This window comes from Microbispora sp. NPDC088329 (assembly GCF_040685655.1).
In the GTDB taxonomy this organism is placed as follows: Bacteria; Actinomycetota; Actinomycetes; order Streptosporangiales; family Streptosporangiaceae; genus Microbispora.
In genome coordinates, this window is record NZ_JBFBIP010000026.1 from 1 (window position 1) to 26,426 (window position 26,426).

A 26,426-nucleotide genomic window follows, 5' to 3' on the forward strand; every position below is an offset into this window, starting at 1 on the left:
GAATCCCTCGCCTACATCCGCTCGCTCAACGCCATCACCCCGCCGGAGGCCGCCTTCGACGCCGCCTTCTCCTCCGAGAGCTGACCTCTCTCCCCGGCTCACGTGAGCCTTCCCGGCTCACGTGAGCCCAGCTCGCGTGAGGCCGGGGAGTGTCCCGCGGGTTCCGCCGTAGCGGCCCGCAGCGGGCACAAGAGCCGACAGACACGACAGGGCCGGGCGCTCCATCAGGAGCGCCCGGCCCGCGTGTTGCGGGAGTGCCACCCTCCCGCCCGATCCGTCACGCGTCCGGCGGGCGGTGCTGCAGCTGGCGGCGTAGTTCGGCGATCTCCCGCTCCAGGTCGGCGACGTCGGGCGCGCCGGAGTCGGCCGGTCTCTGGCCCGGTGCGGGCTGCGGCCGCTGGTGCCCGTAGGGCGTGGGACGCACGTACTGCGTCGCGCCGTCGGGCCGCTGAGGGTCGTAACCGTCGGCCGGCCGCGGGGAGTCGTAGCCGCCACGTGGAGCCTCGTAGCTCCCGGGCGTCCCCCCGGGCCGGTGACCGTTCGCCGGCGGCAGGCTCTGCGGCTGCCAGCCCTGAGGCAGCACCTGGCCGTTCACCGGCTGCCGGTCATGGCCGCCGCCGACCTGCGCCGGGTAACCGCCGCTGCCGTTGACCCCGGGGTAGGGCCCGCCGTACACGGGTGAGGGCGACTGGCCCTGCGGGGAGGAGGGGCCCTTCTTGCGCCTGCGCATGAGGACCAGCAGGAGGAGACCGCCGCCGACCAGGATCAGGACGCCGGCGCCGATGGCGACCCACAGCCACACCGGCTGCGGGGTCTCGTCCTTGCCCGAGGAGATCGCCTGCTGGGAGTCGGTGATGTACTTCGCGACGTACGGGTGGCTCGGGAACAGCGCCTGCACCTCGCGGAACTTCGGCAGCGCGTCCTTGTAGTGCCGCTGGAAGAAGTCGTCGAGCGCCTCGTTGTACTTCGTCGTCGTGAGCGACGCGGAGGGCTTGACGTTCTTCTCGTTGAGCTTCTCCTTGATGATCGAGACCGGGAGCACGAAGCTCTCGTTCTCCGACGCCTCACCGTTCTCGCTCACGGTGCCGGCGATCAGCATGCCCACGACCCTGCCCGCGCGGCTGAAGACGGGACCGCCGGAGTTGCCGTGGTAGGAGGGCGCCTGCGTCTGGATGTACGGCACGCCTTCCTGGGTGCTGCGCTTGGCGTTGTACGGCCCCTCGGTGAGCGCGGGGTCGAGCTTGGACTCGATGCTGAACCACGGGGTGTTGGTCACCAGGCCGGGGAAGCCGCTGATGTAGAGCGTGTCGCCGGTCTGCACGTCGACGTCCTCGCCGAGCGGCACGGTCGGCAGGTTCAGCTGGCCGTTGACCTTGAGCAGCGCGAAGTCCTTGCCCGGGTAGCTCTCGCCGACCGACACCAGCTCGGCCGGGACCTCCTTGGCCGTCTTGTCGACGCCGCCGCCGGGCAGGCTCTGCAGGACCGACAGGCTCTTCTGGAGGCCGCGGATCTCCATGTGGGTGCTGTTGAAGGTGACGTAGATCTGCTGGACGAGTTCCAGCATCTCCTTGTCGGCCTCGAGGCCCCGCAGGCCGTTGATGATCTCCTTGGCGTCCTGCTTGTTGAACTTCTCCAGCGCCTGCTGCGCGAAGGTCTGCGACAGCTGCTCGTTGCTCATCTCGACGCAGTGCGCGCCGGTCACCATGTAGCCGTCGGGGGTCACCCACCAGCCCGTGCACATACCGCCGACCTGGGCCTTGACGGTGCGCTCGGGGCCCACGGGCTGGAGATAGCGGTCGACGTCGGCCGCCACGCGCTGGAACAGGAACTTGGCGATGCTCCGCTCGTCGGAGGCGATCTTGCCGGCGAGCACGGCCTGGGTGGCGTCGTTGGTCAGCTGGTCCCACGCGGCCTGCTTGACGTCGTTGCTCGGGACGACGACCTCGCCCGAGTAGGTGAGGCTGGTGAGCTGCACAGCCGGGTGGGTGCGAGCGGCCAGCCGGGTGCCGACGGGGACCTCGTCCCCGGTGTCCGCCGAAGCGGGGGCGGCCACGGCGAGCAGGGCGAGGGCCGCCATCGCGGCCATCCCCCCGGTCAGCCTGCCGAAGTATTTCCTGAGATTTCCATCCACGGCAGCAAGCGTGATGGAACGGTCTTGTTTCTTGCTTGGAGGTGGCTTGGGATCGGCCGGTACCGAAGTGCAAGACCCCTTCGCGAGCCGCTCACGTGCGGCGGAACGCGGCGGTGAGCGCCCGGCGGTCAGGGCCCGATGGTTGCGCGGGCCCGGTGACGACTGCGCGGAAAACGACGGCGGCCCCCGCCGGAGCGGGGGCCGCCGGACGATCCACGGATCAGACGCCCATCGACTGGGTGTCGTTGGTCTCCGGGGTCTGCTGGGCCGACACCTCGGTCACCCCGTTCTTGAGGTGATACCGGGCGACGGCCTCCTGCAGCGTCTCCGCCTTGACCTCGCCGCGCCGCACGAGCTGGGTCAGCACCGCCAGCGTGATCGAGGCCGCGTCCACGTGGAAGTGGCGGCGCAGCGCCGATCGCGTGTCGGACAGGCCGAAGCCGTCGGTGCCGAGCGAGCTCCAGTCACCGGGCACCCACTGGGCGATCTGGTCCGGCACGGCGCGCATGTAGTCGCTGACGCCCACGAACGGCCCGGGCACGCCCGACAGCTTGCTGGTCACGTACGGCACGCGCTGCTCGGCGTCGGGGTTGAGCAGGTTGTGCTCCTCGACGGCGAGGGCGTCCCTGCGCAGCTCGCTCCAGGAGGTGGCCGACCAGACCGAGGCGGACACGCCCCAGTCCTCCGCAAGCATGCGCTGCGCCTCCAGCGCCCACGGGCCGGCCACGCCGGACACCAGGATGTTCGCCTTCGGCCCGTCGCCGGCCCCCGGGGCGTACAGGTAGAGGCCCTTGAGGACGCCCTCCACGTCCACGTTCTCCGGCTCGACCGGCTGCGGGTAGGGCTCGTTGTAGACGGTCAGGTAGTAGAAGACGTCTTCGGGGTGCTCCCCGTACATCCTCCGCAGGCCGTCCTTGACGATGTGCGCGATCTCGAACGCCCAGGCCGGGTCGTACGCCACGGCGGCCGGGTTGGTCGAGGCGATCAGCGGGGTGTGGCCGTCCTCGTGCTGGAGGCCCTCGCCGTTCAGCGTGGTGCGGCCGGCCGTCGCGCCGAGCAGGAAGCCCCGGCCCATCTGGTCGCCGAGCTGCCACATCTGGTCGGCGGTCCGCTGGAACCCGAACATCGAGTAGAAGATGTAGACCGGGATCATGTGCTCGCCGTGCGTGGCGTACGACGTGCCGGCCGCGAGCACCGAGCCCATCGAGCCGGCCTCGCTGATGCCCTCGTGCAGGATCTGACCCTCGGTCGACTCCTTGTACGACAGCAGCAGCTCGCGGTCGACCGCCTCGTACGTCTGCCCGTGGGGCGAGTAGATCTTGGCGGTCGGGAACATCGCGTCCACACCGAACGTGCGGGCCTCGTCCGGGATGATCGGCACGAACCGGGCGCCGATCTCCTTGTCCCGCATGAGGTCCTTGAGCAGGCGGACGAACGCCATGGTCGTGGCGACGTTCTGCTTGCCCGAGCCCTTGCGCAGGCCGGAGTAGACGGGGTCGCCGGGGAGCTTGAGCGGCTTGGCGCGTACTACCCGCTTGGGCAGGTAACCGCCGAGCGCCGCCCGGCGCTCCTTCATGTAGGCGATCTCGTCGTTGTCCTCGCCCGGGTGGAAGTACGGCGGGAGGTCGGCCTCGAGGTCCTTGTCCGGGATGGGCAGGTAGAGCCGGTCGCGGAACTCCTTGAGCTCGGCCTTGCTCATCTTCTTCATCTGGTGCGTGGCGTTGCGCGCCTCGAAGTCCTTGCCGAGCGTCCAGCCCTTGATGGTCTGGGCCAGGATGACGGTCGGCTGGCCGACGTGCTCGCGGGCCGCCTTGAACGCGGCGTACACCTTGCGGTAGTCGTGGCCGCCGCGCGACAGCTTGCGGATGTCGTCGTCCGACATGTGCTCGACCATCTTGCGCAGGCGCGGGTCGCCGCCGAAGAAGTTCTCCCGGATGTACGCGCCCGACTCGACCGAGTAGGTCTGGAACTGGCCGTCGGGCGTGGTGTTCATCTGGTTGACCAGCACGCCGTCGACGTCGGCCGCGAGCAGCGGATCCCAGTCACGGCCCCAGACGACCTTGATCACGTTCCAGCCGGCGCCGCGGAAGTACGACTCCAGCTCCTGAATGATCTTGCCGTTGCCGCGTACGGGGCCGTCGAGCCGCTGCAGGTTGCAGTTGATCACAAAGGTGAGGTTGTCGAGCTCCTCGCGGGCCGCGACGCCGATCGCGCCGAGCGACTCGGGCTCGTCCATCTCGCCGTCGCCGAGGAAGCACCAGACGTGACTGCGGCTGGTGTCCTTGATCTTCCGGCTGAGCAGGTAGCGGTTGAACCGGGCCTGGTAGATGGCGCCGATCGGGCCGAGGCCCATCGACACCGTGGGGAACTCCCAGAAGTCCGGCATCAGCCGCGGGTGCGGGTAGGACGGCAGGCCCTTGATCCCGTGGGACAGCTCCTGGCGGAACGCGTCGAGCTGGGGCGCGTCGAGGCGGCCCTCCAGGAAGGCGCGGGCATAGATGCCGGGGGCCGCGTGCCCCTGGATGAAGATCTGGTCGCCCGACTCCCCGTGGTCCTTGCCGCGGAAGAAGTGGTTGAAGCCCACCTCGTACAGCGAGGCCGCGGACGCGTAGGTGGCGATGTGGCCGCCGACGTTGGTCCGCGCGTTGGCACGGGTCACCATCACCGCCGCGTTCCAGCGGATGTAGGCCCGGATGCGGCGCTCGACGTACTCGTCGCCGGGGAACCAGGGCTCGCGCTCCGGGGGAATGGTGTTGATGTAATCCGTGCTGCGCAGGCCGGGCACGCCGACCTGGTGTTCACGGGCACGCTCGAGCAGTCGGAGCATCAGGTAACGGGCCCGGGTGCGGCCCTCGGTCTTGATGACGTTGTCGAGCGATTCGAGCCATTCGTTGGTCTCGCTCGGATCGACATCAGGCAACTGGCTGGGTAGGCCGTCACTGATGATCGAAAAACGCTGGCGTCCGGAAGCCACTGGGTCTCGCCTTCCGAGAATGGACTTTGTCTCGTCGGATCTGTTACGTCTGTGTTGCCTGCTGCGATGCGGTCAGCGCTCGATCGCGGCGTTGCGGTCGTCTTCCATCCTGTCTCGTCCCACCGGAAAGTGCATCTCTACTGCCCGGTAACCGAACCGTCGCCGCTGGCCGCGGTGCTGGTCTTGGCCTAGACCACCGATGGTAGGACGATTTTTACCCACCATCCATTCCCGGTTGTGACCGGGGGCGTCCCAAAGCCGCCGGAATGGCATCGTGCCTGGTCGCAGGCCCCGTACCCGGTCTCGCCCGGCCTCACGCGGGGAGACCGGGGGAAAGTCGCCACGCCGCCGCGAGAGACGCCGCCGGAAGTCGTCCCGCATCGTCTCCGGAAGCGTCCGCCCCGCGTGTCGTCATGTCCCCTGCGTGCGCGCGGGCCTGCGCGCACGCGGGATCGTCCCCGTGAGAGCGACGTTCCGGCAGCGTAACGTTTTGGTATGGGTTGTCCCTCCCTCTGTGGAGAGGGGGGTTTCTCCTCTTTCCAGGTGGCGATAGCCGTACCAGGCTCTGGAGAGAGGGGGGTTCGAGATGCACGCAGCGGTAGGGGACCGGCTGGTGGTGCACGGCGCGGTAGTGGGCGACCACGAGAAGCACGGTGTCATCGTCGAGGTCCGCGGTCCCGGGGGTGGCCCGCCGTTCCTGGTGAGGTACGAGGACGGGCACGAGGCGCTCGTCTTCCCAGGCCCGGACGCCGTCGTCCTCCCAGCTCAGCGCGAATCGTAATATCGCGGATGTGAAATCGACGGTGATCGAGGTACGGACCGGCGCACGCGAGCGCGTGCACGACATGACGAAGGAGTGCGCCGATTTCGCGCGCGAGTGCGGGGGAGACGGGCTCCTGCACGTCTTCGTCCCGCACGCGACGGCGGGCGTGGCGCTGCTGGAGCTCGGCTCCGGCAGCGACGACGACCTGCTCGCCGCGCTGGGCGACCTGCTGCCGGCGGACGACCGGTGGCGGCATGCGCACGGCTCCCGTGGGCACGGGAGGTCGCATGTCATGCCTGCCTTCATTCCGCCGTACGCCACCGTTCCCGTCCTCGCGGGCAGGCTGGCGCTGGGGACCTGGCAGTCGGTCGCCCTGATCGACCTCAACGTCGACAACCCCGACAGGCGTGTTCGTTTGTCGTTTTTGACCGATTAAGAGATAACGGTGCGGGTCACCCGCCGTGGCGACCGTTGACGACGAAGGGTCGCAGCGTGTGGACTGTGCCGAAGCATGGCTCTCAACGAGCCGGGACAACGCAGAAACCGGGCGGGGTCACCCCAAGCAGGAGGGATAAACGTGAGCGCGACCGCGGGTCAGGCGCAGGACGAGCGCGGCCTGGCCGAACGACTCGGCCTCAAAGCCGGTCAGGTGGTGCAGGAGGTCGGCTGGGACGAGGACTGCGACGAGGCGCTGCGCCAGTCCATCGAGGAGCTGACCGGCAACGAGCTGGTGGACGAGGACTACGAGGACGTCGTCGACGTGGTGCTGCTCTGGTGGCGTGACGGCGACGGTGATCTCTTCGACGCGCTGAGCGACGCGATGACCGCACTCGCCGACGGAGGCCAGATCTGGCTGCTGACCCCCAAGGCGGGTCGCGAGGGCCACGTGGAGCCGAGCGACATCGGTGAGGACGCGGCGACCGCCGGGCTGTCGCAGACGAGCAGCGTGAGCGCCGCCAGGGACTGGTCGGGCACGAGGCTCGTCGCCCCGAAGGCCCGCCGCTGATTATTGCCCTGCCGTACGGCCAGGGGACGCCGTACGGCAGGATGATGGGCGGACACCTGGGGAGGGACTGCTCATGGCGATAGAGGTCGGGCAGCGTGCTCCGGATTTCGCGCTCAAGGACCAGCACGGCGTCTCCGTGCGCATGTCCGGCCTGCGGGGCAGGACGGTCATGCTCGTCTTCTATCCCCTGTCCTTCAGCCCCGTCTGCCACGGCGAGCTCGCGGCGATCCGCGACGAGCTCGCCGGAGCCCTGCCTCCGCACGTCCAGCTGCTGGCGGTGTCGGTCGACTCGATGTTCAGTCAGCGCGCCTGGGCCGATCAGGAGGGCTTCACGTTTCCCCTCTTGTCGGATTTCTGGCCCCATGGTGAGGTCGCCCGGGCGTACGGTGTCTTCGATGAGGACAGGGGACTCGCGCTCCGGGGCACGTTCATCATCGATGGCGAAGGCGTCGTGCGCTGGAAGGTCGTCAACCCGATAGGTTCCGCACGCGACCTCGACGAGTATCGCAAGGCGCTCGCGGAAATCTGATCGTTTCATTGCCCGCCCCCGGGCACTGACATATTCGATTCCGACTCCGACTCGCCCCATTGGAGGCCACGATGCCCTGCTACAGGTGCGGGGCCCGGCAGACCGACCCCGTCCGCGGCGCCAGTCCATGGAAGCGCGCCGTGCGTCACGAGACGCAGGTCCTCGTCTGCCCGGACTGCCAGCGTGTGCACGACCTCGATCTCGACACATGCGCCTCGTGCGGCTCGATCGCCCTGATCTGCCGCCTGGGAGAGATCGAGTGCCGCTCCTGCGGCGAGGTGCGGCTCGCCCGCGACGGTGAGCCGCTCGTCACGGCCGGCCCGGCGGGTTCCGCTCGGATGCCCGGCCTCGCCGCGGAGGTGGAGGCCGCCCTCGACCGCGTGCTCGGGCGCTCGTGACGTACGTCGTCGCGCTGGACGTGGGAGGCACCTCCATGAAGGGCGGCCTCGTCACCCGCGACGGTGAGGTCACCGTGCTCGCCGGGCGCCCCACGGGCCGCGAGTCGGGCGCTGACGCGGTGGTGGAGGCCGTGCGCGCCTACGCCGGCGAGATCGCCGACCTCGGCCGCTCCCGGTACGGCGACGAGCCCGCCGGGGTGGGCCTGGCCGTCCCGGGCATCGTCACCGCGTCCACCGCCGTCTATTCGGCCAACATCGGCTGGCGCGACGTGCCTGCCGAGGCGTTCACGCCCCCCGGCGTCCCCGCGCGGCTCGGCCACGACGTCCGCACGGGCGGCTTGGCCGAGAGCGTCTTCGGCGCGGGCCGCGACGTCGCCGACTTCCTCTTCCTGCCCATCGGCACCGGCATCGCGGGAGCGGTGGTGCTCCGCGGCGAGCCGTACGGCGGCGCGCACGGCTGGGGCGGCGAGATCGGGCACGCGTCCGTCTGGCCTGCGGGGGAGAAATGCGCCTGCGGGCAGACCGGCTGCCTGGAGACCTACGCCTCCGCCTCGGCCGTGGCCCGCCGCTTCACTGCGCGCTCCGGCCGTACGGCGACCGCGAAGGAGGTCGTCGAGCTCGCGGCCGCGGGAGATCGGCTCGCCGCCGAGGTGTTCGGCGAGGCGATCGAGGCCCTCGCCATCGCCCTCGCGTCGTACGTGCTCGTGCTCGACCCGGCCCTGATCGTCATCGGCGGCGGCCTGGCGGAGGCCGGTGCGGCCCTGTTCGACCCGCTGCGGGAACGGCTGGCCGGTCGCCTCGCCTTCCGGGAGCCGCCGCCCGTACGCCCTGCCGCCCTGGGTCCCCGGGCGGGCATGCTCGGGGCCGCTCTCCTCGGCTGGCAGGCCGCGGGAGATCACGACGCGGGCGCGGACTGGTCGCTCGATGTGCTGAGAGGCGGTTCGGTGTCGTAAGGTGTAGTCCGGTCCGGGCGGTTAGCTCAGCGGTAGAGCACTCGCCTTACAAGCGAGGGGTCACTGGTTCGAACCCAGTACCGCCCACCAGCGAAAAGAGCCCCGTCTCCCATCAGGGAAAACGGGGCTCGTGCCATTAACGTGCCATTAGCGGCCGCAATCGATCTTGTTTAGTGACCACTCGCCTCGGTCGGTAGGGCTTGTGTGATCTTGCCGTTCATGATGTCGGCGATCTTGTGGTCCGCCTCCGCCGTGCGGTGCTGATAGATCATCGCGGCGCGCACGCTGTCATGGCCCATGCGTGCCATCAGGTCGCGGAGGGAAGCGCCGGCACTGGCCGCGATCGTGTTCCCGGTGTGGCGAAGATCGTGGAAGTGGAGCCCGGGGACGCCGAGCTTGCGTGTCGTCTCGCTCCACTTGACGGCCCGGCGGAAGTTGCTCCGCCGCAGGATGCCGCCGTTCGCCCCGGTGAAGACGAGGGCGGTCGGTTCTGACTCGGTGAACTGGTCGAGGTGCTGACGCAGCGCCGGAATGATCGCCTCTGGGATCGCCACCGTCCGCAGACCGGCACGGGACTTGGGCGGCCCGACGATATGAGGTGGTAATCGTACCTACGCCTGTCGGGCTTCCCGAGGCTCAGCTTGGTAGGTCCTAGCTGGCGAGTCGTGCAGTGATGGCAGGGCCTTCGTCGTTGATCCAGGACCCGGCCCGAGGCAGTCGATGCGCCGCCTCCTGGTCCCAAATGCGTCTGAACACGGGGTCGACCTCAGCCGCCGAACGCATGTTGACATGGAAGCGGTGGATCATACGGGCCGCCGCCGGAACCAGGACACGGCGCTGGGTCTCTGTCATGCCGTAGGCGTCCGCGGACAGGGCGACACGACGGGGGACGTCGAGATCTGTGAAGGCCGGCGCTCTTTCCAGGGGATGCAGCAGAGGCACCCAGTAGTAGAGAGCGTTGGCGAGGTCATCGACCCTGGTCGTCGGCTTGGCGAGATCGAAGTCGATGAGTGCAGCCGGTAGCCCGTCGCGAAAGACGACGTTGCCAGGGCAGTAGTCGCGGTGGCTGACCAGAAGTGGCTGTCCGTCGGCGGTCGAGTTCGTGTTCCGCGCTCCGGGGATTTCGCCGAAAACGGCGTCCGGAGGAGGTGCCCAGCCATGAGCGGCGGCGTGCAGGCGACGGATGAGATGCGCGAGTTCGACGAGGACTTCCTCACGGGCGGTCTCGGGCGGCAGAGGCTCCCGGGGCACATCGCCGGGAACGAACGACAGCACCTCCCGACCCTGCTCGTCCACTCCCAAGGGGACCGGGGCATGAGAGAAGCCCGAGGCGTGCAGGTGCGCCAGGTAAGCCTGGATGGTCGCGGTGAACGGCCGGACAGGACGGCGAACGGTGTCCCCCACTCGCACGATTCCTTGAGCCACACCACCCCCGATCAGCGGTTCTTCCTCAAGTTGCCCCGCATCGGGGTTGCGCTCCGTCATGGCATATCTCTGGGCGCGATGATCACTAAACCACACTAGTGAAGGCTGAGGTTCAGCGGCAGACCTGCGGCCCCGTGGCAAAGGTGCAGCCGTCGCGTGCCCGGTCTATCGGACCTGACCGGTCAGCAGCGCCGACCAGGTCTCCCAGCCTTGCCCCACCCGCCATCGGTGGGTCTCGCTGATCTCAGGGGCGTCCTCGTTCTGCACGGTGCGCCGGATGAAGGCGACACCGCCCGACTGGGCTTCCAGCGCGGAGCCCAGTCCTTCTCGGGTTGGCGCTTCTGCAGGAGAACCATCGAGTCCGTACAGTGCTCGCCGTACCGGCCCTCAAAGGTGGAGAGTCTGCTCGTCGGCTGGCTCTGCGTCGTGCCGCATCATCAGCGAGGTCGTCGGCACCTTGAGGGCCACCGCTATTTTCCGCAGCATTTCCATCCGCACGTCCTCCGGGCGTTCTGCTCAAGCTTGCGGATTAGCGAGGCGGACACGCCGGCAAGGTCGGCGAGGCCCTGCTGAGTCAGGCCTCGGCGCTTCCAGACGCTGCGGATGTGTTCGCCTATGGTGGCCACGCATCCATGCTGAAGACGGCACGCTCAAGCGTCGCGCGATCTCGAATCCTGCCCCTGGGAACAGGGGGAGGAGGGCGCGAGAGCGTCTCAGCCCGCTGGCGCGTCAAGGCCGGGCTTGTCTCCTGTGAACATCGAGGGCGTCGTGGCCGAGGACCAGAGACTCCACGTTCGGCGTCTCCCCCGCTGTTCGTGAACCCAGAGGGCCGTCGAAGGCATCGGTTCGCAGCCGAAAGCGGCTCACGCCGCCGACCTCGAAAGCCCGCAACCGCCATGGCCGATCCGCGAAGTCCTTTTCAGTGAGCGGGTGGGCTAGGACTACGACGGCGGAGGAGCCCTGCAATGTCCCGTGACGGTTGTGTGCGGCCGTGTACTGGGCGAGCCGGAGCTCAGCCTCCAGCGGTAGGTTGAGATCCGGTCCTGCCGGGAGGTGCGGGAGCGCCACCCCTGGTGCGGTGATTCCTTCGATCCACTCTCTAGTGGAGCTCGGGAGTCGTTCCGAGCTGACGATGTGACGTAGTTCATCGATGAACCAGGGTTTTAGAGCCGGGCCGCCGTTTTTGATCCACATCTCGACCAGGTTGTGAAAGGCTCTCTCGCGGCGGCGGCCTCGGAGGGCGCCTGCGGCCAGGATGTCGGCACCCGCGCCGACGAGTGCGTTGGCGAGTAGCCGGACGGGGATCCGATCGGCGAAGTGGGCGTAGCGGACCATGCGGATCTCCAGCATCACACTGTGCACAGTCCTGGCGGCGACCAGGACCGCGCCCTCTGGCCGTGGCCGCCGTCGCTCAGGTGCGCGGCGGGTTTGTTCCTGACGAGGTGGGGTCCGCTGGTCGGCGGCCCGGCCGGCGGTGGAAAGATGCCAGGCCGGGTCGTCGGGGTACACACTGCCGGCGGTGGCGCGCAACCTTCCGCTCGCGCCGACGCCGATGACTATCTCCGCTGGCCGGCAATGCAGGGCGATTCTCAGCTGGTCGTTGGAATCGAAGTGCACGTCGGTGACGTCCTCCAGCCACAGGTTCAACTCAGGTGGATCTACCGCCTGTAGGCCATCGTCGTAGCGGCGCGGGGCGACCAGGACGAGTGACCCGGTGAGTCGTGTGCCGACACGTTCAATCAGTAGGGTGCGGACCTCGGCGGTGGCAAAGTCGTAGTCGGTTCCGAGTTCGAGCGCAGCCTCGGCGGTCAGCCGCATGATCTGGGGAGTTACCTGCCCTCGGTAGTCCCTGCTGTGCAGAGGCTTCGCTACTGGTGGCGGCAGTAACCGCTCCAGTGAGTGCCCCGCCGCCTCGGCTTGCTCGATCATCCAGCTTCGCCGCTCTGATCCGAGATCGGCCATCCAGGCGAGGGCAGCGCGGGCACGCCGTTCCCGCCCAATGGAGGTGAGGGCAGTCGCGGCATGGAACAGAGGAAAGGTGTTGTTGTCCCACACGTCGGCGACCTCGTAGATCGCTTGCCGGTCGTACGTCCGTGCGTCTGCTGACGCCTCCGCGATCTGTAAAAGCGACCTGTCCAGCAACGAGCCCAGGGCACCCAGCGCCGTCCCACTTCTGATCATCTCAGCGAGATATCACGATCGAGGTGCACCATGCAGCTGTACCTGTGAAGGGCTGGTGCGGCATGGTCTATGGCACGGAGAAGATCACCACCAACGACGTACCCTCGAAGCACTATCCGCGCGTAGCGCAGCCGATCTTGTTCAGTGAGCAAGTCCCAGGGCTCCTATGGGATTGGACACACGATGTCGGCGGTAGCAGTGAGTGTTCGTGGAACCGTGATCCGGATGACACGCGGACACATCGCGCTCATCGGTTGGACTTCGTACTCTCCCGAAGCAAGCTTGACGGCGTAGTTCCCGTCAGCATCTGCGGAAATCTGTGTCACTAGCCTGCCCCTGATGGAGAACGTCAGGTTGACCTTGGCCAGCGGGGTTCTGATGCCAGGCGGCGGGCCCCCGGCTACGTAGGCCGTACCGGACATCCTGGTATCCGGCTGAGAGCCCCCAGTCGAGCTATAGCCGCTGCAAGCTGCAGAGGTAAGTAACAGGGCAACCATCAAAAACGTGCTGGTCTTCTTCATCTCACCCAACCATGTATCGAGCTCGCATTCGGAGGTCTGGGACTTCGTACTTCAGTCCTGGGCGCGGACAGCAAGGTGACCAAACACGGGATAAGCCGCTGATCAGCGCATCTGGGCTAGCTGATGCGACCAACGGGAACCGGCATTCCTTCCATGGCCTCCAGCACCGCACGCATCCCCAGGGGACGGCTGAGTTGTACGGTTACCTGTCTGCGATATCCCTCGGCCGTGCAGGCGCGTCCGGCTTCCTCTCGACACCGTAATCATGGTCGGCGTCCCCTGGTAACAACAGACTGGGAGCGTGAGTGTCATGCGCGAGGAAGTGCAGCACCGGAGGAATCGGTTGCCGTCCGCTACGGAGCAGGTTCGAGAGCGCGAGTCCGCCCCGGCGGAGCGTCACCTCCCCTTCATCGCGTCGTTCGAGGCGGAGCTGGACCTTGCCGAGAGGCATGAAGAGATCCTGCGCTCGGACATGGGGTGAACCACTCCGACTTTCGTGGAGGCCCTGAAGCCAGCATCATCAGCTGGCGGAAGGGAGAATCACGTCACGATGCCAGCCCCGAGGAAGTATCCCCAAGAGCTTCGTGAGCGCGCGGTGCGCATGGTGTTCGAGGTCCGCCGGCAGACCGGCGGCGCCCCCGGCGCGATCGCCCGGGTGGCCGACCAGCTCGGCGTTCACCGCGAGGCACTGCGCGGGTGGGGGCGCCAGGCCGAAGTCGACGAGGGGCAGCGGCCCGGCACCTCGACCGCTGACGCCCAGCGGATCGCCGAGCTGGAGCGCGAGGTGCGCGAGCTGCGCCGCGCCAACGAGATCCTCAAGGCCGCGGCCGCTTTTTTCGCGGCGGAACTCGACCCACGGCCGCCCAGGTAGTCGCCTTCATCGACGCCCACCGCGACGCTTTCGGCGTCGAGCCGATCTGCCACGTCCTTCAGGTGGCGACATCGACGTACTACGCGGCCAAGGTGCGCCCGCCCTCCGCACGGGCGGTGCGGGACGCCCAGCTCATGGCCGAGATCACCATGGTGTGGAACGACAACTTCGAGGTGTATGGCGTGCGCAAGATGTGGAAGGAGCTCAACCGGCGCGGCACCCGCGTGGCCCGGTGCACCGTGGCCCGGCTGATGAAGCGCCTGGGGCTGGCCGGTGCGGTCCGCGGCGACCACAAGACGCGGACCACGATGGCCAACGCCCTCAGTGAACGGCCTGCCGACCTGGTCAAACGTGACTTCACCGCCGCCGCCCCGAACCGGCTGTGGGTCGCCGACCTGGCCTACATCCCCACCGCCTCAGGGTTCGTCTATGCGGCGCTGGTAATCGATGCGTTCTCGCGGATGATCGTCGGCTGGCGGCTGGCCGATCACCTGCGTACCGACCTGGCACTGGACGCCCTGGAGATGGCCATCTGGCGCCGCGGCGACGGCCGGCGGCTGGAGGGTCTGGTGCACCACTCCGACCGCGGCTGCCAATATTTGTCGATTCGCTATACCGAGCGTCTCGCGGGCGCCGGGGCGGTCTGCTCGGTCGGCTCGCGCGGGGACAGCTACGACAACGCCCTGGCCGAAAGCACCATCGGGCTGTACAAGACCGAGCTGATCCACCGGCGCGGCCCCTGGAACGGCCTGGACGACCTCGAGATCGCCACCATGGAATGGGTCGACTGGTACAACAACCGACGCCTCCACAGCGCCTGCAACGACCTCCCACCAGCCGAATTCGAGACCCGCTACCGAACACAGATCGACCCGGCTATCCTCACCCCAGCCAGCTAACCCGGCCTCCACGAAACTCGGCGCAGTTCACATGGCGCCCGGATCACGGTGGACCGGTGTGGACGCGACCTGCGCGCGTGACCGATCATGGGACGATGTCGATTCGCACGCATGAGGCCGATTTGTTCGAGAGATCCAGGGGCCGTTTGGAGGCGATCGCCTACCGGCTGCTGGGATCGGCCGGTGACGCGGAGGACGTCGTGCAGGATACGTACCTGCGCTGGCATGCGGCCGACCGGGAACGGATCGAGACACCCGAAGCGTGGCTGACGAAGGTGCTCACCAATATCTGTCTCAACCAGCTCACCTCGGCGCGGGCCAGGCGGGAGACCTACGTGGGGCAGTGGCTTCCTGAGCCGGTGCTGGACGGGGATCGGATGCTCGGTCCCGCCGACACCTTCGAGCAGCGTGAGTCGGTCTCCATGGCGATGCTCACTCTGATGGAGCGGCTGTCCCCCAACGAGCGCGTCGTGTATGTGCTGCGCGAGGCGTTCGGGTACGCGCACCGCGAGATAGCGGAGATTCTGGAAATCACCGAGTCGAACTGCCAGCAGATCTACCGGCGTGCCAGGCAGCATCTGGCTGTCGAACGATCCCGCACGGAGATCGATGCGGTCGCCGCGCGGAAGATCGTCGAGGAGTTTCTCGCCGCGGCCCTCAGCGGCGACACCGAGCCACTGATCCGGCTGCTCGCCGACGACGCGGTCAGCGTGGCCGACGGTGGCGGTAAGGTCGTCGCTCGCAGGACACCGATCATCGGAGCGATGGGCATCGCCCAGTACCTGCGTGGCATGTTCCAGCGGAGCGACTCCAAACGAGCCCTCGTCGGCGGCGATCCCGTTTTCTACGCCGTCGTCGTCAACGGCGGTCCCGCCGTGCTGGTCGAGGTCGGCGAGCAGATCATCGGCGTGGTCTGCCTCGACGCGACCCCCGACGGCCTCGCCTCGATCCACATCCAGGTCAACCCCGACAAACTTCAGCGCATCGCGCGCCAGTGGGCGGCCGCTGGACCTCATCGCCCACTCCCGACAAGTTGGTGACCTACATCACACGTAGTCCCCGTCAGGGATCGCGCGCCTGTCCGGTTCAGGAGGTGCAAGCAACCAGATAGGAGCGAGCCATGAAGCACCGCATCGTCGTCCTGGGAGCCGGGTACGCCGGAGCCAACGCCGCCGGTCGCCTCGCCAAGCGGCTGCACCGCGACGACGTCGAGATCACCCTGGTCAACGGCGACCCGGAGTTCGTCGAGCGGGTGCGCATGCACCAGCTCGCGAGCGGGCAGGATCTGCGGCCTCGCCCGCTGCGCGACCTCTTCGAGGGCACCGGCGTACAGGTCCGGACCGCGCGGGTCACCGCTGTCGATGTGGAAGGCAAGACCGTCGATCTCGAGGGTGAGACCCTCGCCTATGACACCCTCGTGTACGCCCTGGGCAGCGCCATCGCCGATTACGGCGTCCCCGGTGTCGCAGAGCACGCCTACAACGTGGCCGGGAAGCAGGCCGCTCTCCGGCTGCGGGCGCGCCTGAGCGAGCTGAAGCCCGGTGGGACCGTGCTGATCGTGGGCGGCGGGCTGACCGGCATCGAGACGGCCACCGAGATCGCCGAAGCCCACCCGGACCTCGAGGTCGCGATCGCCGCCCGCGGCCGCGTCGGCGGCTGGCTCAGCGACAAGGCCCAGCGGCACCTGCGCGGCGCCTTCGACCGGCTCGGCATCACGGTCCACGACCATGCCGACATCACGCGCGTCGAAGCGGACGGCGTGGTGACCGGTGCAGACAGCAAGATCCGGGCCCAGGTGACCGTGTGGACCGCGGGGTTCACCGTGCACCCGATCGCGGCCGCCACCACCCTTGAGGTGTCCGACACGGGCCGGATCATCGTCGACGCCGGCATGCGCTCGGTCTCGCACCCCGATGTGTACGCCGTCGGCGACGCCGCGCTCGCCGAAGGGGTGGGTGGCAAGGCGCTGCGGATGTCCTGCGCCTCGGCGAACCCGATGGCGTGGCTCGCAGCCGACGTCATCGCCGCGCGCCTGACCGGTCGCAAGGTTCCCGAGACCACGATCGGCTACTCCATCCAGTGCATCAGCCTCGGACGCCGCGATGGAATCATCCAGCGCGTGACCCCCGACGATCAGGTCACCCCCACCGTCTTCACGGGCCGGACCGCCGCCCGCATCAAGGAGATGATCTGCGCTAGCGCGGCCTGGAGCGTCTCCCACCCGACCATGCTGATGCCGAGCCGCCGCCGCCACCTCGCGGTCACCGGCGCAGTGGAGTCCCGGCCCCTCACGCGGTCATGACGAAGAGCGTTGCCGGGCGAGCGTGGTTGCCCGCTCGCCCGCCCGCTGCGTACGACCGAGCTGCCTGGCGACCGCGCCGCCCGCCCGCCCGGTAACTCTCGCATCCGGGTCGTCACCAGGCGACGTCCGGGGAGTCGCCCTCGCCGGAGTGCTCATCGGCCATGATCGGCATCGACGTGGTCGAACCATCCACGAGATCGACTCGAAAGACCCGCCATCGGTGCGCGAAGAGCAGGTATCGGCCGGTTCCATCAAGGCTGAAACGGAGGGTCATCGACGCGTCGGCCGGCAACGTCACCCGCGCGAGAACCCGCGGTTCCCCTCCGCCGTCGACCGGGATGCGCATTACGGCATGACCGGCCGAGTAGATCAGGGCACTGCCATCGGGGGTGTAGGCCACAGATTCCAGGAGCGGCAGGTCGTCGCCCGGTTTGACAAGGCGGGTGGCGGTCAGCAGATCGGATCCCTGTGAGCCGAGGTCGAGGACGCCGATGCCCCAGCCGCCGACCACCAGTGCGATCCGCCGGCCGTCCGGGGCCCAGGCCAGGCCGGTCACCACGGGCGCTTGCGTGCTCCAGTCGTGGCGCCGGCCGGTGGCGAGATCGACAACAGAGATCTTCACTCCGCCCGGGATGGAGACGGCGTAGGCCAATCTGGTGGCGTCCGGACTCAGGGCGATGACGTATCCAGCGCCCAGCGCGTCGCTCTGGAGGCCGGAGACGGGTATCGGATCGCTCGGCGATCCGTCCTCAGCGAGGTGGACGCGGAAGAATCGGAGGGGAGAGTCCGGCCCGGTCCATCCGGACAGTACGAAGGTGCGGTTGTCGGGTGCCGCGGCCAGAACCTGCCAGGAGGAGCGCACTCCTGGAGGCAGCGGGATGGCGGCCAGGAATGCGCCGGTCGTGGCGTCGTGCACGGCGGGCCGTACCGGAGTGAAGATCGCCGTCTTGGATCTACTGGGAAAGCGTGCGAGCGGAGCCCTCGCGGTGACGAAGAATCGTGGAGGACCGGCCACCGGCAGGGGCGAAGAGGTCGCCATCGGTGCTGCCAAGGAGGTGGCCATGGGCAGCGGCGTGGGGACGGCTGCGGGGCCTGACGACTGCGCGATTGTGGCGGGCAGAGATGGCGACGCCGTCGGTGGGGACATCGCGGCAGCCGTAGAGGACGCCCAGCCCTGGAGTGAGACCCGCTCGTAGGTGTGATCCCCGCCGTCGTCGCCGCAGGCGCCCGCTAGCGCCAGCACGAGTAAAACCGCCGTGGTGACGCCTGTGCGTGACAACATGCGTAGATCATCTTGTGGCGCCGGATACGGCGTCAAGGTCCAGGAATCGCATACAGAGCGGGTAAAGCATCGCGATCTGACATCCGGCGTTGTCCAGTCCCATGGGGTGCTTGACATTTCTGTCCCGGGACATTTCGACTGCTGATCAGGAAATATGATGGACGGTTCCCCGAAGGTCGCCATGGCCTGTCAACCGCCCGCCGCGCCGTACCGAGGCACTGCGCCCGTCGCGACGAGCACGTGCCTGGTCCGTAGTGGCGGGGGTGAAACAGTGATTAGGGAATGGCCGGGCTTTCATTCACGTCGGGGTTCGTCCGCACGCCGATGCACCCGAAGGTGGTGTGGGAACGTCCGGCCTGGAACTCGGCCTTGCGCAGGAGGTCCTCGGTCAATTGGGTGCGGTGGACGACCTCGGCGAGCCGGGCCCCCGGGTCAGGGTCGCCGGTTTTGTCGTGCAAGGCATATCTGGTCGGCAGTGATTTGACTTCGGTACGCACATGGGCGGCTACGGCGGCGGCGACCTCGATGATCTCGCGTAGGAGCTTTCCCGCTTCGTGCAGTTCGGAGAGGTTCAGCTCGCGCCCTTCCCGCACGGCCCGAACGAACTCGTCGAAACGCGCCAAGTCTTCTGTCGCCATCGTTGCCTCCCGGATTTCTCGAACCGACCGCCGACTTACAGCTAACGCAATCAGGTGATGTCCGGCTTCGTAGGCGTCGAGTTCGGCATCGGCTGCGGCCTGCCGGGCAGGATCGGCCGGGGCGGCCGGGGCGGCCGGTTAACCGCCGGGTCCGAACAACAGGTTCGGGGCGAATCACCGAGGCCGATGGCCCTTCCTTTTACGGCCGGCCGGTACGGCCCGGCGGCCGGAGCCGTTCTGCGCGGGTTTCTGTGCCTGCCGCCGTGCCGGTTTCTCCGCGGGGGAGGCGGGAGTACGGCCCCGTGAGCTGTTCACCGTCCGGCCACGGACGATGCCGATGAAATCCTCCACCAGATCAGTGGTCGCGTCCGTGGGCCAGGCCAGCGCGACCTGAGACTGCGGCGCGTCCGGCACCTGCCGGTAGGTGAGATCCCTGCGGTGGTGGAGGCGTGCCAGGGACTGCGGAACCAGGAGAAGCCCGGTGCCGGCCGCCACCAGCTCGACCGCGTGCGCCGTTGTGGCCGGGCGGGTGAACGCGGGCAGCCCGGGCCGGGCCGTCCATTCGATGGTGTCGTCCAGAGGATGGAGCACCTCGTCGTCGGCGAGGTCGGCGACGGTCACCTCGTCGACGGCGGCCACCGCGTGGTCCTTGGGCACCACGACCACCGTGGTCTCCATGTAGAGAGGAATCACGCTGAGCCCGTCCCGGTCGACCGGCAGCCTGACGAAGCCCGCGTCGGCACCGCCGTTCCGCAGGAGTTCCACCACCTCGGCGGCGGGAACCGCGATCAGGGTAACCGGCACGCCGGGTATCCGCTCGGTCCAGATGTTGACCCATTTCGCGGGTGTGACGCCCGGCACGTACGCCAGCCGGAACTCCCTGCCGGTCTCCCCATCACTCACTTCCTCAGGGTACCGATGTCAGGGGAACACGTTTCGGTTGACTATTCTTGGCAGCATGCCCTCGTCCAAACCGAAGACCACCCAGACGATGAAGCCCGCGACCGCGGCCAAGAAGCTGGGTGTCCTCCTCTCGGCCACTCCCGCCGAGTTCCAGGCGGGTGTCGTCTCCAGGGACGAGCTGAACGAGTTGCAGGCGACGCCGCCCGCGTGGCTCGCCGACCTGCGCCGCAACGGCCCGCACCCCAAGCAGGTCATCGCCGCGAAGCTCAGGATCTCCGTTTCCGGCCTGATCAGGGGCGGGATCACCGGACCGCTGACCACCGCCGAGATCGAGGCGCTGAAAGCGGAGAATCCGGAGTGGCTGGAGCGCGAGCGGTCCATCCAGGCCGAGGTTCGCAAAGAAGCACTCCGCCTCAAGCAGCGCGCAGACGGCTGAGATCCCGCACGTCTCCGCCTGGATGACGTCGGGCCGCAGCACCGACCCCCGCTCGACGGCCTCGAGGCCGTCGACCGCCTCGATGTCGTCCTGACCCTCGAGAATCGAGCGGAAACCGCCGCGTACGAGGGCCCGTTCACGCATCCCGATCAGGCCGTGCCCGACGCGGCCGGTGTCGGCTTCGCCCGCTCCGCCTGTTCGCCCGGTGTCGCGGACGCTCACCCGTACGGACTGGTCGTCGTAGTGCAACCTGACGTACGCGCTGGTCGGAGCGGCGTGTTTCAGCACGTTGGTGAGCGCCTCCTGCACGATCCGGTAGACGGTCAGGTCCACGCCGGGTGGGAGCGGCCGGCCCGCACCCTCCACGGTGAGCTCGACCGGCAGACCGATCGCGGCCATGCGGCCGACCAATTCGGCCAGGTCGGCCGTGCCCGGCTGCGGCTTGAGCGCGGGCTGGGCGCGTTCCGCGCGCAGCAGGCCGAGCATGCGCCCGAGCTCGCCGACGGCCTGCCGTCCGGTCTCCTGGACCGAGCGCAGCGGTGCTCGCGCCTTCTGTGGGCCGCGGTCGAGCAGGTCCTCGGCGGCGCCCGCCTGGACCACCATGACGCTGACGCAGTGGGCCACGATGTCGTGCAGCTCGCGCGATGCGGGCGCGCTCGTCGGCGAGTGCGACCCGGATCGCCTCCTCGCGCTCGGCCTCAAGCCGCCGGGCCAGGGTGAAAGCGCGGACGCTGCCGTGGTGGATCGGGGTCGAGTTGATCGTCTCGTGCATCCTCGGCGCTCTCGGGCTGCCCGGGGCCTGGTTCCTGGTGTCCGACGGCGTCTTCTTCGCGGCGCTGTTCGCCGTCGGCGTCTTCGCCGTGCGGGGGCGGCCGGACCGTACCCCCGCGACGGTTCAGTCGAGGATCTCTACGTACCCGTCGGTGCCGTGAACGCGGATCCGCTGCCCGTCCCGGATCAGCCGGGTGGCCCGCTCCACACCCACGACGGCCGGCAGGCCGTACTCCCGCGCGATCACCGCCCCGTGGGTCATGAGGCCGCCCACCTCCGTCACCAGTCCGGCGACGGCGACGAACAGCGGAGTCCAGCTGGGGTCGGTGTAGGCGGTGACCAGGATGTCGCCCGCCTCGAGGTCGGCCTGGGCCATGTCCGTGACGACACGGGCACGACCCTCGACGGTCCCGGCCGAGACCGGGAGCCCCACCAGCGCGCCGGCCGGGGCGTCGTCACGCCGATACCGGCCGGTGATGGTCTCGCCGTCCGACGTGAGGACCCGGGGCGGTGTGAGCGCCTCGTACGACCGGAACGCCTCCCGCCTTTCCAGGATGAGTGCGGCGTCCACGTCGTTGGTGCGCACGACCTCGTGCAACTCCTCGAAGCGGAGGAAGAAGATGTCGTCCTTCTCGCGCAGGACGCCGGACCGGACGAGGCGATCGGCTTCCCGCAGCAACGCCTGCTTGTAGGCGAAGTAGCGGCTGACCATGCCGTATTTGGGGTATTCGCGGTATCCGGCGAAGGTGCGGACGCGGTCGATCATCCGCTTGGTCTCCTCGGCCTTCCGCTCCCCGTCGGGGAGGGCGCGCAACCGCGTCAGCAGCTCCTGCTCCTTCCGCCGCGACTCCTGGAGTCCTTGCTCGAAGCGTCGCCTGCCGGCGCCCGGCTCGAAGTTCCTGACGTTGCCGAGGATGCTGGGAACGAGCGTGGCGGGGTGCTCGCTCCAGCGCGTTCTGGTGATGTCGATCTCGCCCGCGCACCGCATGCCGTACTTGTCGAGGTAGCCCCGGATGGCGTCACGTGTGTCCCGCCCGCCGGGCAGCCCGGCCAGCTCGTCCAGGAAGCCGTCACCGTCCCGGCCTTCGTCCGCGACGCGCTGCAAGAACGCCACGACGTCCGCGTGCGGCCGGATCGTGTCCGCGACGTCGAGGAGCGCCAGCCCCATCTCCGAGGTGACGTTGTGGGGGACGGACTGCGTGAGGGCGTCGGCCGCGTTCTTCTCGCCCAGCCACGTTTCGAGGTGGTCGTTGAGCCACCAGGCCGCCTCCATCCCCGCCATGATCACTTGGGTGCTCCGCGGATCGAACAGGATGCGCTTCAGCTCCGCGATGTCGGCCAGGATGAAGTCGAGCAGCGCCGGACCGGACAGGTCCTGGATCTCGCGCCGCAGGGTGGCGACGGACGCCTCACTGCGCCGGATCAGCTGCGTGACCACGGCCGGATCGGTCTCGATCGGTGCGGGGGCGCCACCCACCGGTGCGGGGCCGGATTCCTCGCCGGATTCCTCGTCCGGAAGTGAGCGGAGGAAGTCGCCGCGGTCGACGACGGTCTGCAGCGCGTCCCGGATCAGCGGGTCGGATTTCCCCAGGGTTCCGATCATGTACGCGCGACCCGCGGCGGTCGCCAGGATGGGGGCCACGTCGACGAACAGCCGTCCGCCCGCCTCGTGCATCGGCCGGGGGGTCGTCAGCTGCCACAGGGACAGTCCCAGCGGCTTCATCGCGTCGGTCATCATCTGCTGGTGACCGACGGAGACGTAGAGGTGGTTTTCCCGGTCATCGGTGTGGGGTACGGGGAACAGCGTGGTGATCGGCCGGCTCTGCACGATGTGGAACTCGTCGCCGGCCAGGCACCACTCGATGTCCTGGGGCCGGCCGAAGTGCGCTTCGATCCGCCGTCCCAGCCGCACCAGGCGCACGACCTGCGCGTCCGTCAGAGCCGGACGCGTCTGCCGCTGCGGCTCGACCGGTGCGTTTTGGGTGCCGCCTCCCGGCGACGCCCGGACGAAGTGCGGCTTGGTGGCGACCGCCACGGTGACGACCTGGTCGTCGCGCACCGTGTAGACGTCCCCGGAGACCAGACCGGAGACGAGTGCCTCGCCGAGCCCCCACCCGGCTTCGACCGTGGCGATCTTCCGGTTCGAGGTCACGGGGTCCGCGGTGAACAGGATCCCGGCCGCGTCCGGGAACACCATCCGCTGCACGACCACGGCCATCCGCACCTTCCGGTGGTCGAAGCCGTTACGGCGCCGATAGATCACCGCCCGTTCGGTGAACAGCGAGGCCCAGCATCGCCGCACGTGCCGGAGGATCTCCGCCAGACCCACGATGTTCAGGTAGGAGTCCTGCTGGCCGGCGAAGGACGCGGTCGGCAGGTCCTCGGCCGTGGCACTGGAACGCACCGCGTAGGAGGCGTGCTCCCCGAGCCGGGCGACCGATTCGCCGATCGCCGCCGCGAGATCGCCGGGCATCGCGACGCCTTCGACGGCGCGGCGGACATCCGCGCTCAGGGTGCGGATCGCCGCGCGGTCGTCCGGTTCCACCCGCGACAGCAGGTCAAGCTGAGCGTCGATCGACGGCGCCTCGGCCACGACCCGCTGGAAGGCGTCCGTCGTGACGCAGAAACCGTCCGGCACACGGATGCCGTCGATGCGCGAGAGCTCGCCCAGGTGCACCCCCTTTCCGCCGACGTCCGCGACATTCGTCGAGTCGATCTGCTCGAAACCCATCACGTAGCGCAATCTGCTTGCTCCATCGCTCGTCGGGCCGGTTCGCAACGGGCAAGTATGAAGCACTTTTCGACGCCTCATGAGGCGCGCGGATCTGATATATGGTGAAAGTGGCGGGAAGTAGTGCGCGCCTCGTGCGCGGCCTGACCCGGCCTTCCCCGGCACCGCGATGTCATCGATTACGGCGGGCCTAGAACCATTCGGCGCGACGGTGCACGTCGAACGGCACGTACTCGGGAGCGTCGGCGTGGGGAACCGGCAGGACCGGCCGGCCCAGGGCCGCCGAGGGCAGGAACACGGTCGCGTATCCGAGGCAGTGGACCTCGTCACGCTGGTTGAGGCCGACGATCTCGACGGCCACCGCCGCGTATGACATGGTGCGTCCCGCTGCATCCGTCTTCTCCGCGACGTACTTGCGGATCACCTTCCCCGTGTAGATGGACGCGTCGCCGTAGAAGATCGGCCTGCGCATGGTGGTGTACATGCGGTGCACGAACGCGTTGTCGCCCGCCCAGTTGGTGAGCAGCCGGATCGGCGCCTGCGCGCGCTGGATGCCGAAGTCGAAGGGCAGCGGCTGGCACCGATAGGGCGCGAGATGCCGGTCCTCGTGCTCGTCGTAGGGGGTGTAGGGCCATCCGGTCACGGGATGGGTCCGGGCGAAGGCCGGGTTCCGGCGCGACCGCAGGTAGGCGGGCCGGAACGCACGCACGAGGCGCGTGCCGTCCAGGGCGGCGAGGAGCCCGTGGTCCACCGACTGATAGGTCAGCGCGTCACGGATGCTGTACGGAGGCTGCACGATGTTCGGAAGTTCGTCGCCTTCGTCGACATCCTCCCAGAACAACACGCGAGCACCACGGCGTTGCTCCCTCTCGAGCGCCTCGCCGAGCTTGTCGATCTCGAGAGATGAGTAGCGGTGGGGCTCGACGTCGTAGAGCATCCGCTCGCCCAGCCGTTCGACCGGCATCACGCGGGTCCCGCCCATCTGCTCCACCGGCAGATGGATGAGGCGCCCGTAGGCCTTCGCCTTCAGCGCGCCGCAGTTGGTCCAGTAGAAGTTCTCGGAATGATGGAAGATGACCTTCCCCTGCCGCCCGCGGGTGACGACGAGCTCGCGGGGGATCTTCGACGAGGTGAAACGCATTCCGGGACGCAGCACGTCGTAGAACTCCCACGCCACCCCCGACAGGAAGTTCGCCACGGGATATCCCTGCGGTCGCTGCGCGCCGTGGTCGGCCGGAAATCGGACGTGGATGAGGATGGTCGGAGGGGCGACCTGGCTGCCCAGCCAGGACCGTTCCCCATAGGCCGGGTCGGTGTAGAGCGGGTTGTCGTCGCCGATGGCGTAGGCGTAACGCCGGATCAGGTCCTCTGTCAGGATCAGCGCGCCGGGCACGGCGACGGCGTCGGTGTTCACGGGCGGCGCGGGATGCGGCGGCGGGAGGTCTTCCGGGCTTTCCTTGTGGAGGAGTCGCCTGCTTCGTTCGATGAACTCCGTCAGGGCCTCGTCGAACGTCTGCATCAGTTCTCCAGCGGTACGTCACAGGTCAGTCCTCCGCGTACGGGGAGCCTGACGGGCTTTCCACGGTCCGGTAAGAACACGACGGCGTGCGCCTCCACAACGGACTCGCCGAGCTGGTTCCTGCCCGCCACCCGGAGGGTGACCGCGTGATGGCGGGTCCGCGCCTCGTCGGTCGCCGTGTATCGGTCGACGACGGTTCCGGTCAGCCGCAGGGCGTCGCCATAACGGAAGGGCTGCGTGATGCGCAGGCTCAGCTGCCGCAGGAACGCGTCGTCGCCCATCCAGTGCGTCACGTGCTGGCCGGCGAGTGTGAACAGCAGTCCTCCGGGCGCGCTGGGCCCGCAGGGGTCCGTGGCCGCCGAATCCAGCGAGGTCTCGGCCCTGTCCCAGACCGGCCACCCGGTGACCGGATTCGCCGTCCGCCGTCCCTTGAGCTCGGCCAGCCGCGCGTGGTGCAGGTTGCCGGCTCGCACCGGGCGGCCCTCGGCGAAGACCCACAGCTCGAGGTCGGCCAGTGTCAGCGGGCCCTTCAGCATGGCCGGTGTCGCCTCCCCCACGGCGACGTCGCTCCACAAGCGCGGGACAGCGCCACGGGGGGGTTGTTCGGTGTCCAGCTCCCGCACCATCCGCTCGACGTCGGCCGGCTCGTATCGGTGGATAGAGCGGCGCGGGGACGACGAACCGTCCGCGTCGAGCGGGGCGACCTCGACCTCCGCCCAGCCGCGCGCGAACCCTACTCCGTTGCGCTGGTATTCGACGGTGGACAGGACGCGGGCCCGGGCGCGGCCGGCCGCGGCGAGGCACCGGCTGACATCGCTCACGTAGACGCGCCCGGCGAGGGCGTCACCCAGCCGGACGGTGTCGTCCCAGCTCAGGTGCAACGAGCGGAGCGTGCCGGTCAGCCGGTGCTCCGCCAGATCGAGCACCCCGGCCGAGGCGGGCGCGCGGACCGCCAGGACGAACGCCGGGGGCGCGAGCATCGTGTGGTGGACCGAGCCGGCGCCGTACTGCACGTCGAGGTAGAGCGGGTTGTCATCGCCCGACGCGTCGGCGAACCGGCTGACATTGATCCAGCTCGCCACGTCGACGCCCGGTTCGACGTCGGGGGCCACGCAGCCGATGACCCTTCCGCTCGACCGGATCAGCCGCTCGATCTCGTCGTGTTCCACAATGCCGTCCTCCTCCATGCTGGA

24 protein-coding genes, 1 tRNA gene and 1 pseudogene are annotated in these 26,426 nt (G+C 68.6%); 13 read left to right on the top strand and 13 right to left on the bottom strand.

The annotated features are described in order from the left end of the window. Positions 1–277: 277 nt before the first annotated feature. Positions 278–2,131: a trypsin-like peptidase domain-containing protein gene (locus tag AB0O28_RS33935; protein WP_363646665.1), complete on the bottom strand. Its 1,854-nt coding sequence runs from the start codon at positions 2,129–2,131 to the stop codon at positions 278–280. Between the two features lie 220 nt (positions 2,132–2,351). Beyond that, positions 2,352–5,105, bottom strand: a complete 2,754-nt coding sequence (gene aceE / locus AB0O28_RS33940) for a pyruvate dehydrogenase (acetyl-transferring), homodimeric type (RefSeq protein WP_363646666.1) — start codon at positions 5,103–5,105, stop codon at positions 2,352–2,354. Between the two features lie 586 nt (positions 5,106–5,691). Between aceE and AB0O28_RS33945 the strand changes: the two genes are divergently transcribed. The 7 genes from AB0O28_RS33945 (at position 5,692) to AB0O28_RS33975 (ending at position 8,844) form a co-directional block, all read left to right on the top strand. Next, complete coding sequence (locus tag AB0O28_RS33945; protein ID WP_079313603.1) at positions 5,692–5,886, top strand: DUF1918 domain-containing protein; 195 nt, start codon at positions 5,692–5,694, stop codon at positions 5,884–5,886. Positions 5,887–5,896: 10 nt separating this feature from the next. Next, positions 5,897–6,304 carry a YjbQ family protein gene (locus AB0O28_RS33950; RefSeq protein ID WP_363646667.1) on the top strand — a complete coding sequence of 136 codons (408 nt, stop codon included), beginning with the start codon at positions 5,897–5,899 and terminating at the stop codon, positions 6,302–6,304. Between the two features lie 141 nt (positions 6,305–6,445). Continuing rightward, positions 6,446–6,874: a DUF3052 domain-containing protein gene (locus AB0O28_RS33955; protein WP_030505660.1), complete on the top strand. Its 429-nt coding sequence runs from the start codon at positions 6,446–6,448 to the stop codon at positions 6,872–6,874. Positions 6,875–6,947: 73 nt separating this feature from the next. Further along, positions 6,948–7,403, top strand: a complete 456-nt coding sequence (locus AB0O28_RS33960; RefSeq protein WP_363646668.1) for a peroxiredoxin — start codon at positions 6,948–6,950, stop codon at positions 7,401–7,403. Positions 7,404–7,543: 140 nt separating this feature from the next. Next, positions 7,544–7,801 carry a hypothetical protein gene (locus AB0O28_RS33965; RefSeq protein ID WP_363646669.1) on the top strand — a complete coding sequence of 86 codons (258 nt, stop codon included), beginning with the start codon at positions 7,544–7,546 and terminating at the stop codon, positions 7,799–7,801. Then, entirely contained in the window at positions 7,798–8,754 is a 957-nt protein-coding gene (locus AB0O28_RS33970; RefSeq protein WP_363646670.1) for an ROK family protein, read from the top strand. Before AB0O28_RS33965 ends, AB0O28_RS33970 begins: the two co-directional genes overlap by 4 nt. A 15-nt stretch (positions 8,755–8,769) precedes the next feature. Continuing rightward, positions 8,770–8,844: transfer RNA gene (locus AB0O28_RS33975), tRNA-Val, on the top strand. Between the two features lie 80 nt (positions 8,845–8,924). Here the strand turns inward: AB0O28_RS33975 and AB0O28_RS33980 are convergent. The 4 genes from AB0O28_RS33980 to AB0O28_RS33995 form a co-directional block, all read right to left on the bottom strand. After that, a complete protein-coding gene (locus tag AB0O28_RS33980; protein WP_363646671.1) occupies positions 8,925–9,308 on the bottom strand; it encodes a tyrosine-type recombinase/integrase in 384 nt (127 codons plus the stop codon). Positions 9,309–9,405: 97 nt separating this feature from the next. After that, positions 9,406–10,239 (bottom strand): aminoglycoside phosphotransferase family protein, encoded by an 834-nt coding sequence (locus tag AB0O28_RS33985; protein ID WP_363646672.1) that lies wholly within the window; start codon positions 10,237–10,239, stop codon positions 9,406–9,408. Between the two features lie 410 nt (positions 10,240–10,649). Continuing rightward, positions 10,650–10,805, bottom strand: a complete 156-nt coding sequence (locus AB0O28_RS33990; protein ID WP_363646673.1) for a helix-turn-helix domain-containing protein — start codon at positions 10,803–10,805, stop codon at positions 10,650–10,652. Between the two features lie 103 nt (positions 10,806–10,908). Beyond that, positions 10,909–12,360 (bottom strand): hypothetical protein, encoded by a 1,452-nt coding sequence (locus AB0O28_RS33995; RefSeq protein ID WP_363646674.1) that lies wholly within the window; start codon positions 12,358–12,360, stop codon positions 10,909–10,911. 822 nt (positions 12,361–13,182) lie between these two features. Here AB0O28_RS33995 and AB0O28_RS34000 point away from each other — a divergent pair. The 4 genes from AB0O28_RS34000 to AB0O28_RS34015 all read left to right on the top strand — a co-directional run bounded on the left by AB0O28_RS34000 (position 13,183) and on the right by AB0O28_RS34015 (position 16,953). Beyond that, positions 13,183–13,362, top strand: a complete 180-nt coding sequence (locus AB0O28_RS34000; protein WP_363646675.1) for a hypothetical protein — start codon at positions 13,183–13,185, stop codon at positions 13,360–13,362. 69 nt (positions 13,363–13,431) lie between these two features. Continuing rightward, positions 13,432–14,651 (top strand): IS3 family transposase gene (locus AB0O28_RS34005; RefSeq protein ID WP_363646676.1). Its coding sequence is split into 2 segments (ribosomal slippage): positions 13,432–13,717 and positions 13,717–14,651, totalling 1,221 coding nucleotides; the frame shifts between segments, so codons are not numbered across the junction. 95 nt (positions 14,652–14,746) lie between these two features. Next, the gene (locus tag AB0O28_RS34010) at positions 14,747–15,691 is read left to right on the top strand and encodes an RNA polymerase sigma-70 factor (RefSeq protein ID WP_363646677.1); all 945 of its coding nucleotides are present in this window, start codon (positions 14,747–14,749) and stop codon (positions 15,689–15,691) included. A gap of 80 nt (positions 15,692–15,771) precedes the next feature. Continuing rightward, on the top strand, positions 15,772–16,953 hold the full coding sequence (locus AB0O28_RS34015) for an FAD-dependent oxidoreductase (protein WP_363646678.1): 1,182 nt from the start codon (positions 15,772–15,774) through the stop codon (positions 16,951–16,953). Between the two features lie 112 nt (positions 16,954–17,065). On the opposite strand, the gene AB0O28_RS34020 is transcribed toward AB0O28_RS34015, so the two are convergent. The 3 genes from AB0O28_RS34020 to AB0O28_RS34030 all read right to left on the bottom strand — a co-directional run bounded on the left by AB0O28_RS34020 (position 17,066) and on the right by AB0O28_RS34030 (position 19,776). Beyond that, on the bottom strand, positions 17,066–18,016 hold the full coding sequence (locus AB0O28_RS34020; RefSeq protein WP_363646679.1) for a hypothetical protein: 951 nt from the start codon (positions 18,014–18,016) through the stop codon (positions 17,066–17,068). Positions 18,017–18,510: 494 nt separating this feature from the next. Beyond that, a complete protein-coding gene (locus tag AB0O28_RS34025; protein WP_363646680.1) occupies positions 18,511–18,873 on the bottom strand; it encodes a hypothetical protein in 363 nt (120 codons plus the stop codon). Positions 18,874–19,047: 174 nt separating this feature from the next. Continuing rightward, positions 19,048–19,776 carry a LysR family substrate-binding domain-containing protein gene (locus AB0O28_RS34030; RefSeq protein ID WP_363646681.1) on the bottom strand — a complete coding sequence of 243 codons (729 nt, stop codon included), beginning with the start codon at positions 19,774–19,776 and terminating at the stop codon, positions 19,048–19,050. Positions 19,777–19,864: 88 nt separating this feature from the next. Here AB0O28_RS34030 and AB0O28_RS34035 point away from each other — a divergent pair, with 88 nt between their 5' ends. Beyond that, positions 19,865–20,212: a DUF5997 family protein gene (locus AB0O28_RS34035; protein ID WP_363646774.1), complete on the top strand. Its 348-nt coding sequence runs from the start codon at positions 19,865–19,867 to the stop codon at positions 20,210–20,212. A 207-nt stretch (positions 20,213–20,419) separates the two neighbouring features. Here the strand turns inward: AB0O28_RS34035 and AB0O28_RS34040 are convergent. Further along, a pseudogene (locus tag AB0O28_RS34040) lies at positions 20,420–20,914 on the bottom strand (histidine kinase); the annotation flags it as partial. 14 nt (positions 20,915–20,928) lie between these two features. Between AB0O28_RS34040 and AB0O28_RS34045 the strand changes: the two are divergent. Then, on the top strand, positions 20,929–21,144 hold the full coding sequence (locus AB0O28_RS34045; RefSeq protein ID WP_363646682.1) for a hypothetical protein: 216 nt from the start codon (positions 20,929–20,931) through the stop codon (positions 21,142–21,144). Here AB0O28_RS34045 and rph read toward each other — a convergent pair. From rph to AB0O28_RS34060, 3 genes are all read right to left on the bottom strand, one after another. After that, positions 21,108–23,717: a rifamycin-inactivating phosphotransferase gene (gene rph / locus AB0O28_RS34050; RefSeq protein ID WP_363646775.1), complete on the bottom strand. Its 2,610-nt coding sequence runs from the start codon at positions 23,715–23,717 to the stop codon at positions 21,108–21,110. The genes AB0O28_RS34045 and rph overlap by 37 nt on opposite strands. A gap of 187 nt (positions 23,718–23,904) precedes the next feature. After that, positions 23,905–25,233, bottom strand: a complete 1,329-nt coding sequence (locus AB0O28_RS34055; protein ID WP_363646683.1) for a MaoC family dehydratase N-terminal domain-containing protein — start codon at positions 25,231–25,233, stop codon at positions 23,905–23,907. Next, positions 25,233–26,402, bottom strand: a complete 1,170-nt coding sequence (locus AB0O28_RS34060) for a MaoC family dehydratase N-terminal domain-containing protein (protein WP_363646684.1) — start codon at positions 26,400–26,402, stop codon at positions 25,233–25,235. Before AB0O28_RS34060 ends, AB0O28_RS34055 begins: the two co-directional genes overlap by 1 nt. Positions 26,403–26,426 lie beyond the last annotated feature (24 nt).

Bases quoted from the DNA above. Each gene is read 5' to 3' on its own strand.
- AB0O28_RS34035 (WP_363646774.1), top strand. From the start codon at position 19,865: ATGAAGCCCGCGACCGCGGCCAAGAAGCTGGGTGTCCTCCTCTCGGCC.
- AB0O28_RS34055 (WP_363646683.1), bottom strand. From the start codon at position 25,233: ATGCAGACGTTCGACGAGGCCCTGACGGAGTTCATCGAACGAAGCAGG.
- AB0O28_RS33960 (WP_363646668.1), top strand. From the start codon at position 6,948: ATGGCGATAGAGGTCGGGCAGCGTGCTCCGGATTTCGCGCTCAAGGAC.
- AB0O28_RS33945 (WP_079313603.1), top strand. From the start codon at position 5,692: ATGCACGCAGCGGTAGGGGACCGGCTGGTGGTGCACGGCGCGGTAGTG.
- AB0O28_RS34025 (WP_363646680.1), bottom strand. From the start codon at position 18,873: ATGGCGACAGAAGACTTGGCGCGTTTCGACGAGTTCGTTCGGGCCGTG.
- AB0O28_RS33985 (WP_363646672.1), bottom strand. From the start codon at position 10,239: ATGACGGAGCGCAACCCCGATGCGGGGCAACTTGAGGAAGAACCGCTG.
- AB0O28_RS34015 (WP_363646678.1), top strand. From the start codon at position 15,772: ATGAAGCACCGCATCGTCGTCCTGGGAGCCGGGTACGCCGGAGCCAAC.
- AB0O28_RS34020 (WP_363646679.1), bottom strand. From the start codon at position 18,016: ATGGCCACCTCCTTGGCAGCACCGATGGCGACCTCTTCGCCCCTGCCG.
- AB0O28_RS33995 (WP_363646674.1), bottom strand. From the start codon at position 12,360: ATGATCAGAAGTGGGACGGCGCTGGGTGCCCTGGGCTCGTTGCTGGAC.
- AB0O28_RS34010 (WP_363646677.1), top strand. From the start codon at position 14,747: ATGTCGATTCGCACGCATGAGGCCGATTTGTTCGAGAGATCCAGGGGC.